Annotated in this window: 15 protein-coding genes and 1 tRNA gene; 7 read left to right on the plus strand and 9 right to left on the minus strand. The window is 57.7% G+C overall.

From position 1 onward, the window contains the following. Positions 1-57: 57 nt before the first annotated feature. From OHL21_RS04595 to OHL21_RS04610, 4 genes are all read left to right on the plus strand, one after another. Positions 58-396, plus strand: coding sequence for a hypothetical protein (locus OHL21_RS04595; RefSeq protein ID WP_263416073.1), 339 nt, complete (start codon positions 58-60; stop codon positions 394-396). Then, positions 393-1,592 carry a hypothetical protein gene (locus OHL21_RS04600; RefSeq protein ID WP_263416074.1) on the plus strand — a complete coding sequence of 400 codons (1,200 nt, stop codon included), beginning with the start codon at positions 393-395 and terminating at the stop codon, positions 1,590-1,592. Before OHL21_RS04595 ends, OHL21_RS04600 begins: the two co-directional genes overlap by 4 nt. A gap of 259 nt (positions 1,593-1,851) precedes the next feature. Further along, complete coding sequence (locus OHL21_RS04605) at positions 1,852-2,646, plus strand: hypothetical protein (RefSeq protein ID WP_263416075.1); 795 nt, start codon at positions 1,852-1,854, stop codon at positions 2,644-2,646. After that, positions 2,643-3,005, plus strand: coding sequence for a tyrosine-type recombinase/integrase (locus tag OHL21_RS04610; RefSeq protein WP_399257320.1), 363 nt, complete (start codon positions 2,643-2,645; stop codon positions 3,003-3,005). Before OHL21_RS04605 ends, OHL21_RS04610 begins: the two co-directional genes overlap by 4 nt. Positions 3,006-3,070: 65 nt before the next feature. Here OHL21_RS04610 and OHL21_RS04615 read toward each other — a convergent pair. Then, a tRNA-Val gene (locus OHL21_RS04615) sits at positions 3,071-3,147 on the minus strand. A 99-nt stretch (positions 3,148-3,246) separates the two neighbouring features. On the opposite strand from OHL21_RS04615, the gene OHL21_RS04620 reads away from it, so the two are divergent. Beyond that, positions 3,247-3,876, plus strand: a complete 630-nt coding sequence (locus OHL21_RS04620) for a CDP-alcohol phosphatidyltransferase family protein (protein WP_263416077.1) — start codon at positions 3,247-3,249, stop codon at positions 3,874-3,876. Positions 3,877-3,931: 55 nt separating this feature from the next. On the opposite strand, the gene OHL21_RS04625 is transcribed toward OHL21_RS04620, so the two are convergent. The 3 genes from OHL21_RS04625 to hscA form a co-directional block, all read right to left on the minus strand. Then, entirely contained in the window at positions 3,932-5,869 is a 1,938-nt protein-coding gene (locus OHL21_RS04625; protein ID WP_263416078.1) for a hybrid sensor histidine kinase/response regulator, read from the minus strand. Positions 5,870-6,089: 220 nt separating this feature from the next. Beyond that, a complete protein-coding gene (locus OHL21_RS04630; protein WP_263416079.1) occupies positions 6,090-6,530 on the minus strand; it encodes a 2Fe-2S iron-sulfur cluster-binding protein in 441 nt (146 codons plus the stop codon). Positions 6,531-6,535: 5 nt separating this feature from the next. Next, the gene (gene hscA / locus OHL21_RS04635; protein WP_263416080.1) at positions 6,536-8,506 is read right to left on the minus strand and encodes a Fe-S protein assembly chaperone HscA; all 1,971 of its coding nucleotides are present in this window, start codon (positions 8,504-8,506) and stop codon (positions 6,536-6,538) included. An 89-nt stretch (positions 8,507-8,595) separates the two neighbouring features. On the opposite strand from hscA, the gene OHL21_RS04640 reads away from it, so the two are divergent. Then, complete coding sequence (locus OHL21_RS04640; RefSeq protein WP_263416081.1) at positions 8,596-9,402, plus strand: helix-turn-helix domain-containing protein; 807 nt, start codon at positions 8,596-8,598, stop codon at positions 9,400-9,402. A 54-nt stretch (positions 9,403-9,456) separates the two neighbouring features. After that, positions 9,457-9,894: a VOC family protein gene (locus OHL21_RS04645; RefSeq protein ID WP_263416082.1), complete on the plus strand. Its 438-nt coding sequence runs from the start codon at positions 9,457-9,459 to the stop codon at positions 9,892-9,894. A gap of 157 nt (positions 9,895-10,051) precedes the next feature. Here OHL21_RS04645 and hscB read toward each other — a convergent pair whose 3' ends face one another. The 5 genes from hscB to OHL21_RS04670 all read right to left on the minus strand — a co-directional run bounded on the left by hscB (position 10,052) and on the right by OHL21_RS04670 (position 13,869). Continuing rightward, positions 10,052-10,663 carry a Fe-S protein assembly co-chaperone HscB gene (gene hscB / locus OHL21_RS04650; RefSeq protein WP_263416083.1) on the minus strand — a complete coding sequence of 204 codons (612 nt, stop codon included), beginning with the start codon at positions 10,661-10,663 and terminating at the stop codon, positions 10,052-10,054. A 142-nt stretch (positions 10,664-10,805) separates the two neighbouring features. Next, positions 10,806-11,273 (minus strand): HesB/IscA family protein, encoded by a 468-nt coding sequence (locus OHL21_RS04655; RefSeq protein WP_263416084.1) that lies wholly within the window; start codon positions 11,271-11,273, stop codon positions 10,806-10,808. A 291-nt stretch (positions 11,274-11,564) separates the two neighbouring features. After that, positions 11,565-11,987 carry a Fe-S cluster assembly scaffold IscU gene (iscU, locus tag OHL21_RS04660; RefSeq protein WP_263416085.1) on the minus strand — a complete coding sequence of 141 codons (423 nt, stop codon included), beginning with the start codon at positions 11,985-11,987 and terminating at the stop codon, positions 11,565-11,567. 77 nt (positions 11,988-12,064) lie between these two features. After that, entirely contained in the window at positions 12,065-13,318 is a 1,254-nt protein-coding gene (locus tag OHL21_RS04665) for an IscS subfamily cysteine desulfurase (protein ID WP_263416086.1), read from the minus strand. Between the two features lie 98 nt (positions 13,319-13,416). Next, on the minus strand, positions 13,417-13,869 hold the full coding sequence (locus tag OHL21_RS04670) for an RrF2 family transcriptional regulator (protein ID WP_263416087.1): 453 nt from the start codon (positions 13,867-13,869) through the stop codon (positions 13,417-13,419). Between the last annotated feature and the right edge of the window lie 50 nt (positions 13,870-13,919).

The raw sequence follows: 13,919 nt of genomic DNA on the forward strand, positions 1-13,919 counted from the left end.
CTTTGTTTGTGATTGGACCCCCGAGCAAAGCGGGTGCTTTTCGAAAGGAATCCTGTCATGCATAGCACGACGATTACGGGCCGGTTGCGGCCCGCAAAGAAGTACTCTTTAATGCTGCTGTTCGCTGTAATCGGTATCGGTATCGGTACGGCGCGTGCGCAGTACACGACTGTGACAGCATCATCACTACGGACCGGAAATGCTCCCATCAGCGTAGGCACCGTATCATTTCAACCCCGGGACGCCAAACAGTTTAAACAAGCGATATCGTTGGCTGGTGGTGGTCTATTGTCTCCCGATCCTATCGTTTGCCATGTCAGCAATGGCGTAATCGACGGAGCGGTCCAGCCCGACGGAACGGTCTCTGGGCCTGCCAAGTTGCCGATCAAGCGTTGAGCAGTCCCCCATTTGCCTATGACATTACCATCGCGAATACATCAACAGGCCTCTCTACAAGCGGCAAGAGCTTCAACCTATGGGGCGTTATGGGAATAACTGGGGCAACATGGGCGCTCGACCACTACTCCCCGGTACAGGCTGCGGGCTCTATCCTTGGTCCGCAGGTCATCACCTATAAAGGTGACTATTCGCCCACTACCGGCTATGGCGTGGGAGACTTGGTCACTTATGCGGGTGGAACATGGGTCTCCCTTGTCAGTTCGAACACCAATCACACTCCCGGCAGCTCGCCGTCGCAGTGGTCAGGGGCTACTCCAGCCGCGAGGTATCCAGACACAACAGGGCCGGTCTGCAATACCTCAACAACCTCAGCCACGACGTGCGCCAGTAGCGATCTCACCAGCGTAATCAGATCTGGGGTATACGATGCCTCCGGAGCGGCGGCGGCTCAATCCGCCAGTCTGCAAAAGAGCGCGAATCTATCTGACGTCGCGAATGCGGGAGCGGCTCGTACCAACTTGGGATTGGGGACCGCTGCAACGCAGCCGACAGGCACCTTCGCGCAAGTAGCGAACAATCTTTCTGATCTCGCCAGCGCGACCACAGCACGCACAAATCTCGGTCTCGGAACGATCGTCACCCAGAACGCGAATTCCGTGAACGTCACGGGTGGGACAATCTCCGGTACCACTGTTGACGGAGTGTCTCCGACGGTCATGGGCTACCTGGACCCGACGAGCTCGGTACAAACTCAGCTCAACGGGAAAGCAGCTTTCCCGAGTTCTGGCGCTCCCTGCGTCATTACAGCCACCAGCGGCACTGCTAGCCAGTGCACTACTGTCAACGGGGTCACAACTGGCAACGTGAACGGATGGAGCCTCAATCTTTCAGGGCAGACATACTATTTCAGCGGGTCCAGCTATGAGGCCGCCGCCCACTCTGGCGGCTCTCACGTAAGTTCGGTCGTCAATACTGCTACGGCAATTGGCGGAAATACCTCCGCTTTTCCCTACGTCTTTTTGGAATTTAGCGTGGGCGCAGGGCCAGGGACGGTATTACAACAACTCGGTGGACGGAAAGAACGCCGCCCAGCAGTTTACGGACTACACCACGGACGTTACATATCAGGGCGTTACAATCCCCAATGCCCACAATCTTTCGCCAGCCGTCACCTGTGCAGCATTCGGGAGTAATCCGGCATCATGTCCACGACAGATATTCTTCGCATCGCTAAGCTGTGTGTTCAACAGCTTAGCTGCCAGTGTTCCTTACAGCACCGCTATTGCAAGTTTTCAGTCAATGCTTACAGCGGCCAAGACTGACGGATATTTTGTCGTCGTACTAACGATGCCAGATAGTAACAGTCAAAGTCCGACAATGGGCTTACTTGTTCAGCAAGCGAACCAAGCGGCAATAGAAGGTACTCTCACAGGCATCGACCTCGTTTTCGATATGTCAACGGTTCTTCCTGATCAGAATAACGCGAAATTTTACGATATTCCGACCGACCACCTGCACAACACCGTAGCTGGCGCAAATGCCATTGCGCAGGCACTAAATACTTTCATGATCTCGGATGGTGGTGCGCCTTACCCTAAGACTCCTGGGTTCTTCAATCGCATTCTCCAGCCCATCTACGGTATCAACTTCGGTACCTTGGGATTCAATGCAGCAACCCAACAGACTCCGGCGCTCGATCTCTACAACGATGGTACGAGCCAGCGCACGGGATTTGTGATCGACACCGGGTTCCAGTGGCGTGCATATACGACCAGCTCGTCGGGGATTTTCACGTTTGGCCAGTACAATTACGCGCTCAGCTCTTTCACCGAGTGGGGAAGATTCGATTCCACGGGGGCGAAGACGTCGCGATATAACACGACGGCCAACTGTAGTTCGGCTGCATCTCCAGCAGTATGCGCGGCAGCCTCCTCCGGTTCGGTAGTCATCGCTGCTGGCGCAACCTCGGTTCAGGTCAACACTACCGCCGTTACGGCTAACTCACAAATCCTTCTCAACAATGATTCCTCGCTTGGCACAAAGCTAGGTGTCACTTGTAATACCGGATTCCTCGCATCTCCTCCGCAGGTGACGGCCAGGACGGCGGCAACCAATTTCACGTTCTCCGTTTCGGCCGCTCCATCCACTAACCCGCAGTGCTTCAGCTACACCATCATCGGCGGTCGATTGTTGACCAAGTCGCGGGCAACACCAAGACGGTTGGGTCTAGACGGCCTCTTCCCATGACTGAAACCGTCTGGTCGGTGCTGTCAAAATGGCATTCAGTGACGGAATACAGCCGTCCCGAGGATTGGGTCTTCGCCAGTCCACGGGCGGAAGGGAAGTTGCCTTACTGGCCGCATACGCTACTAGGGCGGCAGATCAGGCCCGCCGCAGATCGAGCGGGCATTGAGAAGCAAATCGGGTGGCATACGTTCCGCAGGACGTTCGCAACGCTGCTCGAATCGGCCGGAGTTGGCCTCAAGGTGACGCAGGAACTCATGCGGCATTCAACGCCAACGATGACCTTGTCGAAATACGCCCAGGCCGTAACACCGGCGAAGCGTGAGGCTCAAACGCTACTCGCCGCGCAGTTGGGCGTCTAACGTTCCCATCTGTTCCCACACTTTTTGCTGTGTTCCCAGATTTGAACCGGAAGTGATTGAAAGGATGGTAGGCACGAGCGGATTCGAACCGCTGACCTCTACCGTGTCAAGGTAGCGCTCTAACCAACTGAGCTACGCGCCTGCAAGGTCGGATAGGCATCTTGGGGGACGCCCACCCCACAATTGTACCAAAGTATGTCCCGATTGAGTCCCGAAGCAGGCGGCGGGTGTAGGATGTGCCATGCTTTCCGAGGTGCATGAGGTCGCTTCAGCTAAGATTCAGCTAAGTACTTTGAACGTCCTGGCACAGTTTCGTACGGCTCCCAATCTGCTCACGCTGTTGCGGCTCTTTCTGGTGCCGTTTCTGGTGATCGAAATCTTCGACGGCAACTGGTCGGGCGCCTTTGTTCTTTTTGTGGCCGCCGGCATCTCCGACGGGCTCGATGGCATGCTGGCGCGGAAGCTGGGGCAGCGCACCACCCTGGGGCAGTACCTCGATCCCATCGCGGATAAGCTGCTGCTCTCCACGTTGTTTCTAGTGGTGACGCATGAAGGACTGGTGCCGCGTTATGTGACGGTGCTGGTCTTCAGCCGCGATCTCGGTATCCTGCTGGTCTGCACTCTGCTGTATGTCACCAACACTCTTCGCGACTTTCCCCCGAGCATGCTGGGCAAGGTAAATACGGCAGTCCAGATCGTCACGGTCATCCTGATCCTGGTGCATCAGGTTTGGGGGTGGCTTCCGTTTCAGACTCCGATCGATCTGCTGCTGCGTGCGATTTCAATGATTGCGCCCTGTTCCGCCGTGCAGTACGCCTGGGTGGTCGCACGGCGCGTCCAGGAAAGAGCATCGGCTAACGGCGCTGCCTGAAGCAAGCGTTTCAAAGAGTGAATGGAGTGGAGGATGAAGACGTTGGCCGTCAGCCCTATTTTGTCGTGCAGCTCGTGACAAGCTGAATGGCGCGTATCAGGTCTTCGCGACGGAATGGTTTCTGCAGCAGGAAGACCTTCTCGTCTTTCAGTGCGCTTTGATTTAATTCATTGCGTGTATAGCCGGACATGTAGATCACTGGGAGCCCCGGTTGTTTTTCCGTGATCTGTGCGCCGATCTCGACGCCGCTCATTCCGTTCGGAAGGACGACATCGGAGATGAGCATATCGATCTCTCCAAGCCGCTCATAGAGCGCCATGGCGCTCGGGCCATCCTCTGCGGCGAAGGCCTCATACCCGAGATGGTTCAGCAGGCGTTCGAGCATCTTGCGAATCGACGCGTCGTCTTCCACCAGGAGAACCGTTTTTCTGGGGCCAGAGTGAATCGGTTCTGAAGCAGGCGGCTCTACGATAGCCGTCTCGATCTGTTCGTGGACTCGCGGCAGATAGAGGCTGACGACGGTTCCGCTGCCCAACTCGCTGGTGATGCCTAATTGGCCGCCTGACTGCTTCGCGAATCCGTAGACCATGCTGAGGCCCAGGCCCGTGCCCTTGTTCACCGGTTTGGTGGTGAAGAACGGTTCCAGAACATGCTCCAGATCTTCGCGTGAGATACCTGTACCTGTGTCCTTCACGTCCAGCACGATGTAATCGCCGGCGGGCAGCTCATGCATAAGTGCCTCCGTTGCATCCATCGTGTGATTTCTACCGGAGATGATGATCGTTCCACCATGTGGCATGGCGTCTCGCGCGTTGACCACCAGATTCAGAATGGCGCTTTCCAATTGGCTCGGATCGACGCGCGTCTTCCAGAGATCCTCCGGCAATCGCTGTTCCACCTGGATCTCCTCTCCCAGGCTGCGAGCCAACAGATCTGCCATCTCGCTTACCTGCGAGCGGAGGTCCACGATCTTCGCTTCAAGAGACTGCTGCCGGGCATAAGCAAGCATGCGCCGCGTCAAACCGGCTCCCCGGGCGACAGAGGAGAGAGCATCGTCCACCATCTCCCGAATGCGTTGGTTGTCCGCGGCTTCGTCCGCGATGCCTTCCAGATTTCCCAGGATGATCATCAACAGGTTGTTGAAGTCATGGGCGATGCCGCCGGTCAGTTGGCCAATGGCGTCCATCTTCTGCGAGCGCCGCAACTGCGCCTCGGTCGTGTTGCGTTCTGTTACATCCAGCGCCACGACCATGCGCGCCGGTGTCCCTTCATAGATGACCGCATGGCTGAAGATATCAACCTCGATCAGCTTGCCATCCTTCGCCCGGTGCCGCCAGTTCCTGCTTCGCTGGTAACCGTCACGATCAGTGGATCCAAGGTTCTTCCGTAGACGTTCCAGCTCTCCGTCGGGGCGGATGTCCTGAATCGTCATCGACAGAAACTCGTCGCGGGTGTAACCGTAGCGACTCAGCGCTGCAGCGTTCACTTCGAGAAAGCGTAGCGTCTCCTGCGAGTAGAGCCACATCGGCAACGGATTGCGTTCGAAGAGATAACGGAATTTCTCTCGATTGTTCCGTAGATGTTCCTCGGCCTGGCTCAGCTTTACGGACTTTTCAGCCAGCATGTCCCGCAGCCGCTCCATTTCAAGCCGGCTGTGTTTCAACGAGGTCTCCAATTCTTTACGTTCGGAGAGATCCGTAATGGAGGCCAGCATCGGATCGCCGGAAGCGCCGTCCATCACCCCAAGCCGCACCTCAACTGGAATTACCGTACCGTTTCTGGAGATGGCGGAGAACTCCGCATGGTTGGCCGAGTGACTATCGGCAGCTTCAGTGCGCCCGCGTCTGCTGAATCCGGGAAGAAGTGTTTCGATCTGTCTCCCGATCAGTTCCTCCGGAGAATAGTCAAAAAAAGCCTCTCCTCCACCGCTGGCTGCGAGGATCAGACCATTTCGATCGAACAGCAGGAGCACACCGGGTAGCGCCCTGACCATGGCTCGGAGCGAAAAATCCGCCCTCCATGATAATTCGCTGACAGGAGGCATCGGCACCATGGCACCATTGTCAGGAACAACAGAGGGTCCCGGGAGGGGACGCACTGTGTTGATTGTGATGCATTCCCGTTTTGGACCAGTACTCGGCTGCGAGTCACCTCGAAGCCGGCAATTTCTGATTCCTTAAGTAACGTGTTTGCACGAAACGAAAGGACTTACTTCAATCCTTTTTATCGCTTGCCAGAGCTAGTGGTTTGCCTTCGCTGACGTAGTTACGATTCCAGCTCGGAATCTCCACGGTGTAACTTCCAGGCTTCGTAATGATGGCCTGGCAGCCCAGGCGGGAGTTCAGCTGAGGCCCAGCAGCCTGATCGATGCGGTCCAGTTCATCATCTTCTGGTTCGGAGAGGCCCTCAGCTCCTTCCTTCACATAGACATGGCATGTGGTGCAGGCGCAGGAGCCGCCACAGGCGTGGTCGAGAAAGATGTGATAGTTCTCGGCCACATCCAGAAAGCTCATCGGCTTGCCGTGATGATCGTAGGGCATCGTGCCGAACTTGAACTCCACTGTCTTGCCTTCAGGCAAAAAGGTCACGCGCACCATGTCAGCAGCGGGAGGCTTGCTGAGGTCAACCTCGGGAAGATTTGTGGTATCTGACATATCTCTTAATCCTTCTTTTCTTCAGGTTTCGCTTCGCTGATCTGTGCGGGTGCGAAAGGGTGCGGCGCCGTAGGGCCCTCTCCCATCTTCTCACCCGCGGCAGCCATAGTTTGTCCGGTCAGTGCTCCGGCAACAGCGGAGTCCATCATCAGTTCCGCGAAACGCCGTGTAGCTTTATCCAGGCTGTCGATTGCCGTGCGGATGATCCTGTAATCGCCACCCTTCACTGAGGCTTCGAGTTCGACCTCGGCGATCTTGATGGCGGCGAGCTCATCGGCAGTTAACTGCTGCCAGGCGGGATGCTTCTTACCTTTTTCGACCGCATCCGTGATCGTAGCGGCTTCGTTCTTTGCTTCGATCAACTGGCGTTCGGCCAGGTCGGCTTCGGCATTGTCGAAGCTCGAGAGAATCATCTCTTCCACCTGTTCGTCGGTGAGACCGTAGGTCGGCTTAACCTCGATCTCTGCCTCTTTACCACTGCGCTGTTCGCGGGCACTGACGTGCAAAATGCCGTTGGCGTCGATGAGGAACTTTACTTCGATACGCGGCATGCCGGCGGTCATAGGAGGAATTCCCTTGAGGTCGAAGCGAGCCAGCGAGCGGCAGTCTTTCGCCAGCTCGCGCTCGCCCTGCACGACATGGATGGCGACGTTCGTCTGTCCATCGACGCCGGTGGTGAAGTGCTCGGTGGCACTTGCCGGGATGGTGGAGTTGCGCTGAATGATTTTGGCGACGACACCACCGAGCGCTTCAATGCCGAGCGAGAGCGGAGTGACGTCAAGCAGCAGCAGGTCTTCGGTAGCGGACGATCCACCGGCGAGGATGTCAGCCTGCACAGCTGCCCCGAGAGCCACGACCTCGTCAGGATTGAGCTCGGTGTGAGCCTTCCTGCCGCGGGCACTCAGACCGAAGAGTGTATCGACAAGAGCGCGTACTGCAGGAATGCGAGTGGAACCACCAACGAGCACGACCTCGTCGATCTGCTCAGGCTGCAGGCCGGCATCTTTCAGCGCCTGCTTTACCGGACCAGCAGTGCGGGCGATGACATCGACGATCAGGCTTTCGAACTGTTCGCGTGTGATCGTGCGCTGGTATTTGCGGCCTCCTGGGAGGGCAGCATCAATCCGAGTCTCCTGTTCGGAGGAGAGAGCGATCTTGGCGTCGATGACGGCTTTGCGCACCGCCTGCACGGTATGCGGATTGGCGGCGAGTGTGGGGTCGATCTCGTTAGCGATCTCATCGAGCGCGATCGCCAGCAGCAGGTGATCGATGTCGTCCCCGCCGAGATGCGTGTCGCCGTTGGTAGAGATGACTTCGAAGATGCCCTCGTGCAGCTTCAGGATCGAGACGTCGAAGGTTCCGCCGCCGAGATCGTAGACGGCGACGATGCCTTCTTTTGCGCGGTCGAGGCCATAGGCCAGGGCTGCTGCTGTGGGTTCGTTGACAAGGCGCAGCACTTCAAGGCCGGCGATGCGACCGGCATCTTTGGTCGCCTGCCGCTGTGCGTCATTGAAGTACGCGGGAACGGTGATGACGGCCTTGGTGACGGGCTGGCCGAAGAATCGTTCGGCATTCCTCTTCAACTGGCCGAGAACCAGAGCGGAGATCTCCGGTGGCGTCATCTCACGGTCAGCGACTTTCAGGCGCAATACCTCGCCGGCTTTGGACGCGATATGGAAGGGAAAGAGCTTGATCTCCTCCTGCACGTCTTCCAAACCGCGGCCCATCAGGCGTTTGGCGGAGTAGACCGCGCTGCCGGGATGGCTCAGCAGGGTAGTGCGCGCCGGATTGCCTACGACTGCACCGTCGCCGGTCAATGCGACCACCGAGGGGACGAGGTTCAATCCATCTTCGCCCGGAATGACCACCGGCTTCTCGCCTTCCATGAAGGCAACGAGCGAGTTCGTTGTGCCGAGGTCAATGCCGACCACGCGGCCCGCGGGCTGAATGCTTTCAATCTGTAAAAGATCTGCCATAAACAAGAGTCCACTGGCGGCTGACAGCCGCAGAGGCGCAACATACTATTGTCGCATTCTTCTGATGACGGCACAGCAAAGGGCGATGCGTGGTCTATCTCGAATACAAGCCGAAGGCGCCGCTAGAGGCATGGGTGAAGATGTTCTGGTACGCCTGCACACCTGGCATTGCGAGCACCTTACAGCGCGTTCTGCCGAATGGCGACACTCAGATCGTCATTAACCTGGCTCATGCCAACTGTCACGGCGTTCTTCGCTCGGGAGAGCGATTCCTGCAGGCTCCCTCGCTCCTGGTTGGGCTGCAGCATGGATACCAGACCATCGACCTTGCAGACACCGAAGAGATGGTCGGTGTGGTTTTTGCTCCCGGCGGTCAGCGGCGTTTCTTGGCAGAGCCGGCAACAGAACTCTGCGGCGTAGAGACAGATCTGGAATTGCTGCTTGGGAGAGAGGCGGAAACGCTTCGTGAGCGCCTGATGGAGGTCTCCGGACCGGAGTCAAAGTTTGCTTTGCTCGAATTGTTCCTCCGTGGCAGGCTGGGAGCCGCTCCTCTGCATCCGGCGGTATGCGCCATGTTGCTGGAGATCCGGCGGCGCGCGACGGTATGTTCGCTGGCAGAGGCGAGCAAGGCGACTGGCCTGAGTGACCGCAGGGTGCGCGATCTGTTCCGTGAGGAGATTGGCGTGTCCCCGAAGTCGTTTCTGAGGATCCTGCGGTTCCAGCGGGCTGTGCAGCAATTACATCAAGGGACGGAGTTGCCATGGGCCGAGTTGGCGCTGGAGTGCGGGTACTATGATCAATCGCACTTTGCGAACGAGTTTCATGAGTTCTCCGGGATCAGTCCGACGGCCTATTCGCGTCTCGAACGGCCTTGGGCAAACCATCTTGTGCTGTAAGATGATTTCCGTTTTTTCCAAGAAGTCTGTTGGTAGAGAGGTGAGGATAGGCGAATGAAGACTCCGGCAGCGAATGTTCCCTCAACGGTGATTCCCGGCATGCGATATCGCGACTGCGTGGCGGCAATCGAATGGCTTTGTAACGCACTCGGCTTCGAGAAGCAGGCGGTGTATATGAACGCGGATGGTGTGCGTGTCGACCACGCACAGCTTACCTTCGGCAACGGCATGATCATGCTGGGATCTGCACAAAACGAAACTCCATATACGCCGTATGCCGCCACTCCGCAGGAGATCGGCGGCCGCGAGACGAGGAGTGTTGCGCTGGTCGTCAGCGATTGCGATGCCGTGTATGCGCTGGCAAAGGCTGCCGGGGCAGAGATGGTCTTCGATCTTGAAGAGAAGTTTTACGGTGGGAAGGGATTTACCTGCCGTGATCCCGAGGGATATCTATGGCATGTGGGGACGTATAACCCGTGGATTCAGTCGTAACGTAATTGGTTATGCATAGTGAAGCGTGGGAGCCGTGGGCTTCAGCCCTGGACTTTCTTTGATAGACAGAAATGCCCAGGGCTAAAGCCCATTGATCGGTCGCTCTGAATCAGCGGGCTAAAAGCCCGCTGCTCCCACCCAAGAACCTCCCGGGCGTTTATTCCAGTGCCGCGTTGACGTCGCGTACGAGATTGCGGATGTAGCTGCGGCGGTTGAGCAGAGCTACCATACCGTCGCGGGCTTTGGTCTTTGCGGTGTCGTCACTCGCATCGACGGCCGCATCCCATCTGGACCACAACGATTCGAGCTCGATCTGCGCGGTGGCGAGCATCCCTTCGAAGTTCGCCTTTGCAACTTCGAGGTCTTTGCGCAATTGGGGATCGTCGTCGCCCATCTGCTTGTTCATCTTCATCTCTTCAAGCTGCATGTTGAGCTCGAAGGCCTCCTCGAGAAGCTCCGGCGGAGCTACCTGTTTCTTCTCGGTACCGGCGGCTCTGGCGGCGTCGGTTGCGGCCCGTGACTGCTCTTCGAGCTGCACGCCTTCCAACGTCAGCAGATATTCGGTACGGGCAATGGGTTCCTTCAGTGTGCGATAGGCATCGTTCAGCAGCGAGGATTGGCGCAGCGCTTCTTCCTGCTCGGCGAGAGGCTTTGCAGCGAAGCGATCCGGATGCAATTTGCGGCTCAGCGTGTAGAACTGCTTCTCCAGTGCTGCGGTGTCGAGTTGCAGGTGACGGGGAAGGCCGAAGAATGCGAAGTAGTCGGTCATCAGAGATCAGTGTATCGAGGATAGTGACGACGAAAAACGGATCGAGCTGGCGCTCGATGATCCCACATCTCGGCAGAGCCGAGACACCACCCCAACAAACAAGTTTGTTGGGGACCCCATATATGAGACACCCATGGTGGGGTCATGCAGTGAACGATGAGCCGCAGCCGCAGGATTTCTGCGAGTTGGGATTGATGAAGTTGAAGCCCTGGCGCATGAGAGTCTCTTCGAAGTCGAGGATCATGCCGTTCAGATAGATGAAGCTCTTCGGGTCGACGAAGATGCGGACCCGTTCGCCATCCTGCTCAAACTCCCACACGCGGTCGCGTTCACGCGGCTTGGTATCGAAGCGGATGGAGTAGCTCAGGCCGGAGCAGCCGCCGCCGGTCACTCCCAGCCGCAGACCTCCGTCGGTGCCCGAGATGCCTTCCTTGTGCATGGCGGCGCGGATGCGGCGGATCGCCTTTTCCGTCACGGAGACGCCGGTAGCCTTTGCATTCGACTCGGGCGCAGCCACCGCCGTCGCCAGCGGCGAGGAGAGCTTCTGTTCCTCGGGCGCCGGGGCGCTCATGGCGTGGCTGGTGGTCGGGCTGATGGACACAGTAGACATAGATGTTTAGATGCGACAAGGCACTCATTCGCATCATTTCCAGTATATCGCTCCAGCACAGCGGAGCTGCCCTCGGCTATGCCGAAGGAAGAGCCAAAACTGCTAATTCTGGCCCAAGGCTAAAGCCATTCGTATTAGGCCGGTAAACCGAGGGCTAGAAGCCCTCGGCTCCCACCTGGTTCGAGCTACGCTCGAATAGTTCACCGCCGCGAACCGAGTGCATCGGTGGATCTTAAAACATAAAGGCGCAGACCGAAGTCTGCGCCTTTTCGTTATGAATGCCGAAGGAGATTAGTGGGCAGCGGCGGCCGGAGCTGCCGCTTCGGTCTCAACGCCGTTCTTCTTCTTCCAGTCGCCGATTGCGGCGCGGATGACGTCTTCCGCCAGAACCGAGCAGTGGATCTTGACCGGAGGAAGCGCGAGCTCCTTCACGATGTCGGTGTTCGAGATGGCGAGAGCCTCGTCGATGGTCTTGCCCTTCACCCACTCGGTGGCGAGCGAGGAAGAAGCGATGGCCGAGCCACAGCCGAAGGTCTTGAACTTGGCGTCTTCGATGACCTGCGTCTCGGGGTTCACCTTGATCTGCAGGCGCATCACGTCGCCGCACTCAGGTGCGCCGACCAGGCCCGTGCCAACATCCTCGGAGCTCTTGTCCAGGGTGCCGACGTTACGGGGGTTGTTGTAGTGGTCTACGACCTTATCGCTATATGCCATATTTCGTTTCCTCCCTCACGGGTTCCTTGAGTCTTAGATTAGCTTTCACGGACGAAGGTTCGTCCAAATTCCGTTGCTTAGTGAGCCGCCCACTCGATCTTGCTGAGGTCGATGCCTTCTTTCACCATCTCGTAGAGCGGGCTGAGTTCGCGCAGCTTTTGCACCACGTCGATCAGCTTGTCGGCGACGTAGTCTACTTCTTCGATCGTGTTGAAGCGGCCGAGGCCGAAGCGAATGGAGCTGTGCGCGACGTCATCGCCCAGGCCCAGAGCTTTGAGGACATAGCTCGGCTCCAGGGTGGCCGAGGTGCAGGCCGAACCGGAGGAGACGGCGATCTCGTTGATGCCCATCAGCAGGCTCTCGCCTTCCACGTACACGAAGCTCATGTTCAGGTTGCCGGGCAGGTGGTGCTCCATGTTGCCGTTGACGTGAACATAGTCCAACGCCGACTCAAGCTTCTGCTTGAGGTGATCGCGCAGCGAGGTGAGCCGCTTCGACTCTTCTTCCATCTCCTGGCCGGCGATCTCACAGGCCTTACCGAGACCGACGATGCCGGGAACATTCAGCGTGCCCGAACGCATGCCGCGCTCGTGACCGCCGCCATTGATCTGTTCGGAGATCTGCACGCGAGGGTTGCGGCGGCGAACGTACAGTGCCCCTACGCCCTTGGGTCCGTAGATCTTGTGGCCGGAGAGTGAGAGGACGTCGATGTTGTCCTTGATGACGTTGACCGGGATCTTGCCCACAGCCTGCACACCGTCGCTATGGAAGAGCACGCCCTTCTCATGGCAGAGCTTGCCAATCTCTTCAATGGGCTGAATGACGCCGATCTCGTTGTTGGCGTACATGATTGAGACAAGGATGGTCTTGTCATCGATGGCGCGCTTCAGGTCTTCGATGTCGATGAGGCCATCGGCCTTTACGGGCAGGTAGGTGACGCGGTAGCCCTGCTTCTCGAGCTTCTTACAGGTGTCGAGGGTGGCCTTATGCTCGGTAACCTGAGTGATGATGTGGTTGCCGCGCTCGCGATACATCTCGGCGATGCCCTTGATGGCGAGGTTATTGGATTCAGTCGCGCCTGAGGTGAAGATGATCTCCTTGGCAGAGGCGCCGATCAGCTTCGCGACCTGCTCACGGGCGTTCTCGACAGCCTGTTCAGCCTCCCAGCCGAAGCTGTGATTGCGGCTGGCGGCGTTTCCGAAGACGGTGGTGAAGTATGGCATCATCGCCTCCAACACGCGCGGATCCAGCGGCGTGGTGGCGTGGTTGTCCATATAGATGGGAAGCTTCACACCCTTCGGCGCGGCAACGGTAGCGGCAACAGTGCTCATAATCCTTGATCTTCTCCTTACAATCTTTCCCGTCCGTAATCGGACTTTTATTTGCCTATAGCGCAATCGCTTACAGCGCATCCGCTTTAGCGCATCGCTTACAGCGCAATCGTTACCAGGCCACTGCCCAGCGCAGTTCCGGTTTCTGCCGGTTCAGCCAGGTCTGCGACTGTGATGCCGCTCAGCAGTTCCTTGATGCTGTCATTGACCTTGCGCAGTGGTTCTTTGATGGTGCAGGTACTCGTCAGGTCGCAGGCGCCGTGAATGGTAATGCAACTGGTAATAAACAGCGGTCCATCAATCGTGCGGATAACCTCGAAGGCGCTGATCTGGTTTGCAGGCCGCGCCAGCGCATAGCCACCGTGTGTACCTGCGGTGGAGACCAGCAGGCCGCCCTTGGCGAGCGTCTGCAGAATCTTGGCAAGCAACTGTGCGGGGATATGGTATGCCTCAGCAATGTCCTTGGCGCTCTGGGCGCCGTTGTCCACGTGCTCGGCCAGATACTTGAGGGCCATCAGCCCGTAGTCCGCTTTTTTGGTCAGCCTGAGCATGCCGTTTCGCCTGGAGATCGTACAGACCTGGAGGTCTCACGATATAGGAC

The organism is Terriglobus albidus, assembly GCF_025685425.1.
Classification (GTDB): domain Bacteria; phylum Acidobacteriota; class Terriglobia; order Terriglobales; family Acidobacteriaceae; genus Terriglobus; species Terriglobus albidus.

Coding starts and splice junctions, on each gene's coding strand:
- OHL21_RS04605 (WP_263416075.1), top strand. CDS start 1,852: ATGTCAACGGTTCTTCCTGATCAGAATAACGCGAAATTTTACGATATT.
- OHL21_RS04645 (WP_263416082.1), top strand. CDS start 9,457: ATGAAGACTCCGGCAGCGAATGTTCCCTCAACGGTGATTCCCGGCATG.
- OHL21_RS04620 (WP_263416077.1), top strand. CDS start 3,247: ATGCTTTCCGAGGTGCATGAGGTCGCTTCAGCTAAGATTCAGCTAAGT.
- OHL21_RS04630 (WP_263416079.1), bottom strand. CDS start 6,530: ATGTCAGATACCACAAATCTTCCCGAGGTTGACCTCAGCAAGCCTCCC.
- OHL21_RS04665 (WP_263416086.1), bottom strand. CDS start 13,318: ATGAGCACTGTTGCCGCTACCGTTGCCGCGCCGAAGGGTGTGAAGCTT.
- iscU (WP_263416085.1), bottom strand. CDS start 11,987: ATGGCATATAGCGATAAGGTCGTAGACCACTACAACAACCCCCGTAAC.
- OHL21_RS04610 (WP_399257320.1), top strand. CDS start 2,643: ATGACTGAAACCGTCTGGTCGGTGCTGTCAAAATGGCATTCAGTGACG.
- OHL21_RS04625 (WP_263416078.1), bottom strand. CDS start 5,869: ATGGTCAGGGCGCTACCCGGTGTGCTCCTGCTGTTCGATCGAAATGGT.
- OHL21_RS04655 (WP_263416084.1), bottom strand. CDS start 11,273: ATGTCTACTGTGTCCATCAGCCCGACCACCAGCCACGCCATGAGCGCC.
- hscB (WP_263416083.1), bottom strand. CDS start 10,663: ATGACCGACTACTTCGCATTCTTCGGCCTTCCCCGTCACCTGCAACTC.
- hscA (WP_263416080.1), bottom strand. CDS start 8,506: ATGGCAGATCTTTTACAGATTGAAAGCATTCAGCCCGCGGGCCGCGTG.
- OHL21_RS04670 (WP_263416087.1), bottom strand. CDS start 13,869: ATGCTCAGGCTGACCAAAAAAGCGGACTACGGGCTGATGGCCCTCAAG.
- OHL21_RS04595 (WP_263416073.1), top strand. CDS start 58: ATGCATAGCACGACGATTACGGGCCGGTTGCGGCCCGCAAAGAAGTAC.